The 5,469-nt window shown below is 66.0% G+C and carries 3 protein-coding genes and 1 pseudogene; all 4 read right to left on the reverse strand.

Features of this window, described 5'->3' with window-relative positions; translation table 11 throughout:
* A pseudogene (locus tag WAW17_RS18110) lies at window positions 1-252 on the reverse strand (hypothetical protein); the annotation flags it as partial.
* Window positions 253-337: 85 nt separating this feature from the next.
* On the reverse strand, window positions 338-1,051 hold the full coding sequence (locus WAW17_RS18115) for an ABC transporter ATP-binding protein (protein ID WP_422334320.1): 714 nt from the start codon (window positions 1,049-1,051) through the stop codon (window positions 338-340).
* Entirely contained in the window at window positions 1,048-3,756 is a 2,709-nt protein-coding gene (locus tag WAW17_RS18120; protein WP_422334321.1) for an ABC transporter permease subunit, read from the reverse strand. The genes WAW17_RS18115 and WAW17_RS18120 overlap by 4 nt, the downstream gene beginning before the upstream one ends.
* 46 nt (window positions 3,757-3,802) lie before the next feature.
* Window positions 3,803-5,338, reverse strand: a complete 1,536-nt coding sequence (locus WAW17_RS18125; protein WP_422334322.1) for a long-chain-fatty-acid--CoA ligase — start codon at window positions 5,336-5,338, stop codon at window positions 3,803-3,805.
* Window positions 5,339-5,469: the final 131 nt, after the last annotated feature.

Raw genomic sequence — 5,469 nt, forward strand, 5'->3', positions numbered from 1 at the left:
GACCTCCACCGGATGACCGTTGATTCCACCGGAGTCGTTGACGCTCGCGGCCCAGGCCTGCGCGACGTCGTCGACGCGGCCGTGGGTGGGTGCGGACACACCCGAGCATCCACAGACCGTGCCGACCACGATCGCAGGTTTGGTCAGGTTCGTCGACGGTGCCGGCGACTGCTCCTGTTCGGCGGAACAGCCGGACAGCACAAGTGCTCCCAGCGCGACCGCGAGCGCGGCTCGCCTCCGAATCGTTCTCATCACACGTACTCCTCTACTGTGGAATTTCTCTACGCTGCTACGTCTCCCCGGCGGGATGCCGGGGAGGGTCCGTCGAAACCGACCGCTACCCGGTGGCGATATCGATTCCCAGGTACCGGCTCATGAGTTCGTCCTCGTCGAGTGACGACGGATCGATCGGTCCCGACACCTGTCCCCGGTCGATCAGGTGCACGACATCGGCGCTACCGAGCGCACGACCGACGTACTGTTCGACGAGCAGGATCGACTTCCCGGACTCCCGGAGGACACCGAGAGCATCGAAGATCTGGTCGATCACCAGCGGCGCCAACCCCATCGACACCTCATCGAGGACGATCACGGAGCTACCGGGCAGGAAGGCGCGTGCCAGGGCGACCATCTGCTGCTGGCCTCCGGACAGGCTTCCCGCCTTCGCGTCCATACGTCTGCCGATCTCGGGAAACGTTTCGAATGCCAGCGCGTACTGGTCGCGGAGAGATCCGTCCACCGCGAGAAGAAGGTTCTCCCGCACGGACAGTCCCGGAAAGATCCCTCGCCCTTCGGGTATCAGGCAGATTCCGGCAGCGGCTCGTGTTGCCGGTCGGTGCGCGGTGATGTCCGTTTCCCCGAGTCGAACGGAACCCGAAGTCGGCGTGAGCAAACCACCGATCGCCGCGAGCAACGTGCTCTTTCCGGCACCGTTCGGACCGAGCAGCGCGACGACCGAACCGGGCTCCACGGTCACGTTCGCGTCCCGCAGCACGGTCAGTTTCCCGTAGCCGGCGGACAGGCCGGTCACCTGCAAGGTCGGCGTGGTCATTTGATCTCCTCCAGTTCCCGATCCGACTGCACGTCGTCGACCGGCTCGGTTGTTCCGAGGTATGCCGCCTGCACGACACTCGAGCGACGCGCGTCGGCGGCAGAGCCGGAGAAGATGACGCGTCCGAATTCGAGGACGTACACCTCGTCGGAGACGCCGAGCACCAGCGAGACATCGTGTTCGACGAGGATCACGCCGATTCCGCGTTCGTCGACGACCCGCCGGATCAGCTCGCCGAGTCGTGCCGACTCGTTGTGGTCGAGACCCGCCGAGGGTTCGTCCAGAAGCAGAACCGTGTGGCCGCCCGCCAGGCAGCGGGCAACCTCGACCAGTCGCCGGGTTCCCGTCGGAAGATTCATCACGTGCTGGTCGGCGACGTCCTCGAGGCCACAGGCCGCGAGCGCGGATTCGGTCGTCGATCGAATGCGGTCGCGTTCGGTCTTCGACGACCGCAGGTGGGTGATCGGGTCGAGCCGGACGGTTCGTCCCTCGGCGCCGACCGACACGTTGTCGCGCACCGTCATCGACTCGAACAGCTCGACGGTTTGGAACGTTCGGCCGATGCCCGCACGTGCCCGGGCGGAGGGACTCTTCCCCCGAAGATCGGCACCGCCGAAGGACACCGATCCGCCGGAGGTGGTGACCAACCCGGTCACGGCGTTGAACAATGTCGATTTCCCCGCTCCGTTGGGGCCGATCAGACCCGTCACTCGTCCCGGAGTGCAGACGATGTCGGCACCGTCGAGAGCCTTGACGCCTCCGAACGTGACACCGACCTTCGAAACCTCGAGTACTACAGGTTCGATCGGTTCGACGTCCACCGGTTCGGTGCGCAGTGCCGGTTCGGTCCGATCGTCGCGACGGAACCACCGGTCGACGAGAGACGTCACCCGCACCGGGAGCTGTGCCGGCGGCAGCACGACGAGCGCGATCGCGCTGAGCCCGAACAGCAGTTGCAGGTAGGTCCCCACCTCGGTACTCGGAAAATAGCTGGGAATGAGCGTGTATGCCGCCGCGGCGAGAACCGCGTTCCACGGCACCGCCGGACCGTTCAGGACGATGATGACGAACACGGTCAGCGAGATGATCGGGGCGTAGCTGTCTGCCGAGATGCTCTGCTGCGCCGAGGCTGCCAGCGCTCCCCCGATCGCCGCGAGGAACGCCGTGATGCAGAAGATCAATACTCGTGTCACCGCCGCGGGGACTCCGTTGGCCTCCGCCGCTCGGGGCGACTGCTTGATGTAGGTCAGCAGTCGGCCCAGCCGGCCACGTTCGAGTGTGAACACCACGGCCACCGATACGACCGCGATCGCCAGAACGAGGTAGTAGTACCCGGTGTCCGATGCGAAATCGACGATCGTGGTGTCCGGCCGTCGTACCTCGAGACCCGACGACGCGGCACCGAACATGAAGTCCTGCGTGTAGAACATCTGCTGCAGGAAGATCCCGAACCCGAACGTCGCGATCGCCAGGTACAACCCACCGAGACGGATCGCCGGTACCGCCAGCACCGCACCGATCGGCACGGCGACCGCACCGGCGAGCAACAGCGCCACGGGCCACGACATCCCCGTGCCCTGCAGCAGGTGCGAGAACGTCGCGGCACCGACCGCCATGAACCCGATCTGGGCGAGCGACACCTGTCCGGACGTGTGCACCAGCAACGACAGCGACCCGAAGACCAGGATCATCGCCACCGCGACCGTCCAGTCGACCAGATGAATGCCGGCGAAGAGCGGGACGGTCACCAGGAATGCGACGACCAGGGCGCCGCCCATGGCCTGGAGCCGGACCGGAGCCTTCCACGTCGGCCGGGGATGTATCCGGACGGCAGTCTTGTCGGCGAGGTACTTCTTCGGGAAGAAGAGCAGTACGACGAACAGGATCGCGAAAGGCAGTGCCGCCGGGAGCGAGGCGAGGATGCCGTTCGTCAGCCATCGGGTCGACAGGGCGGCCAGCACACCGACGACGAGTCCGCCGGCGAACGTTCCCGGCAGGTTGCTGAAGGTTCCGATCGCGGCGGCGGCATAGGCTGCGACGACCAGCAACGTCAACTGGACCGGGTCCAGGGGCATGATCGGCGCGAGCAGGACACCCGACAGGGAGGCCATCACGGTGCCGAGAATCCAGGCCCACCGGCGCACCCGTGTTGCGCTGTGCCCGACCAGCTCGAGCAGTTCGGGGTTCTGCACCACAGCCTTCATCGCGATCCCGGTCCGGGTCCACCGGAGGAACGCCCACAGCCCCGCCGTCGCCACGACAGCGATCACGAAGGTCAGGACATCGTCGTACTGGATGAAGGTGCCACCGACCTCGATGCGGCCCTTCGGCAGGAACGACGGCACCCGGCGCATCTCCTGCGCACCGAAGATCAGCAGCGTCCCGGCCTGGACGACCAGCAGGATTCCGACGACACCGGCGATCTGGAGCGGCAACGCGGCGCCCTGCAGTCGCCGGGCGAGCAATTCGAGGAGCAGCCCGACCGCGGGTCCGACTACGCACACGGTGACGAACGCTGCGATCGGCCACGACAGCTCGAGTTGAACGTTGAGCACGTAGAACGAGTAGGCGGCGAGAGCCGCCAGTGCGCCGTGCCCGAGGTTGAATACTCCGGAAGTCTTGTAGGTGAGAACGAGGCCGACGGCCGCCAGTCCGTAAATCGAACCGGCCACCAACCCGATGATGACGAACGAAACTATGTCCACTCTTGCTCCTTGGGCCAGGGTCGCACTCACGCACGCCGCGAGAAGTTCAGTTGATCCCGCGAGCCATCCCCTCCCAGTAGGGAGCCCGCAGGTCGCGCTTGAGCACCTTGCCGACTGCGCTGCGCGGCAGCGAGTCGACGAAAACCACCTCGGCGGGGCATTTGAACCGGGCGAGGTCGGCCCGGCAGTGCTCCAGTACGTCGTGTTCGGTGAGGTTTGCCCCCGGCCGGGGCACCACGATCGCGATCGGGCTCTCACCCCATCGCTCGCTCGGCACACCGATGACGGCGACGTCGACGACACCCTCCATCGTGAAGAGCACTTCTTCGATCTCCCGTGGGTAGATGTTCTCCCCACCCGAGATGATCATGTCCTTCACTCGATCCGAGATGTACAGGAACCCTGCGGAATCCAGGTATCCGGCGTCGCCTGTCCGGAGCCAGCCGCCGTCGAGGGTCGCGCGGGTGGCATCCTCGAGAGCCCAGTACCCGCTCATCAGCTGCGGCCCTCGCACGAGGACCTCGCCGACGGATCCGACCGGGACGTCACTGCCGTCCTGCGCCGCCACGCGCAGCGCGGTTCCGAGGACGGGCCGGCCCGCCGACATGAGGATTCCCGGGTCCGATTCGAGAGCCCGACGGTGATCCTCCGGCGCAAGAATGGTTGCCACCGCACAGGATTCGGTCATGCCGTAGGCCTGCGCGAAGTCGCATCCGAAGAGGCTCATCGCCTTCTTGAGCACTTCCACCGCCATCGGCGCCGAGCCGTAGACCATCAGGTCGAGACCGGTGAAGTCGAGTTCCGCGGTGAGCGGGTCGGCGACCATGTCCTGGATCATGGCCGGGGCCAGGGTGAGAAGCTGGATTCGCAGTTCCGACATCGACCGGAGCACACTCGCCCGGTCGAAGTCGCGGACCACGCGGATCGAGCAACCGCCTGCGGTGTACGCGAGGATCTGCAGCGCCGCCCCGGCATGGAACAGCGGCATCACGCACAGCGTTCGTTTCCGGTTCGCGTCCAGGGCGAGCTGGATCTGAAATGCATTGGCACACGCGGCGCGGTGGGTCACCATGGCGCCCTTCGGCTTCCCGGTGGTCCCGCTGGTGTACATCTGGTGATAGATCGCCTCGGCCGACACATCCCGATCGATGCGGTCGGCCGGGTATGCGACCACGTCGTCGGCGAACCTGAGCCCGAATGGCGTGTCGTCCCGCATGACCGAGACCGTGACGCCGGGTACTACGGTGGTGAGCGCCGCGGCGTAATCCTCGTGGACGACGGCCAGTGTGCACCGCGCGTCCTCCACGATGTACTTCCACTCCTGGGGAGCCAGCCGGAAGTTGAGAGGCACCGGGACCACCCCGGCGCGTGAGGCGCCGAAGTACAGCGCGATCATTTCCAGCGAGTTCCGGTCGAGCATGCAGAACCGGTCACCGGGCTGCAGGGCGCCGGCCAGCCAGTTGCCGACCCGATGCGTCCACTCCCGCATCTCGTTCCAGGTCAGACTCCGACCGCCGTCGCTGACGTAGATCTCGTCCGGGAAGCGGTCGGCCCAATGGTCCAGCAGTTCGTGGACACGCATTTCCACCATCCTCCCGATCAGCCGGGCAGGCCGGCGCGTAGTGCGATCGAAATCTGTTCCTGTACGTCTTGTTCCGAGAACTCGAGCACCGCGTCGATGAGACTCCTGTCCGGGGTTCCGCCGTGATAGGC

Origin of the sequence: Rhodococcus sp. (in: high G+C Gram-positive bacteria) (genome assembly GCF_049286785.1) — a bacterium.
Lineage (GTDB): Bacteria > Actinomycetota > Actinomycetes > Mycobacteriales > Mycobacteriaceae > Rhodococcus_F.

Bases quoted from the DNA above. Each gene is read 5' to 3' on its own strand.
- WAW17_RS18115 (WP_422334320.1), bottom strand. From the start codon at position 1,051: ATGACCACGCCGACCTTGCAGGTGACCGGCCTGTCCGCCGGCTACGGG.
- WAW17_RS18125 (WP_422334322.1), bottom strand. From the start codon at position 5,338: ATGCGTGTCCACGAACTGCTGGACCATTGGGCCGACCGCTTCCCGGAC.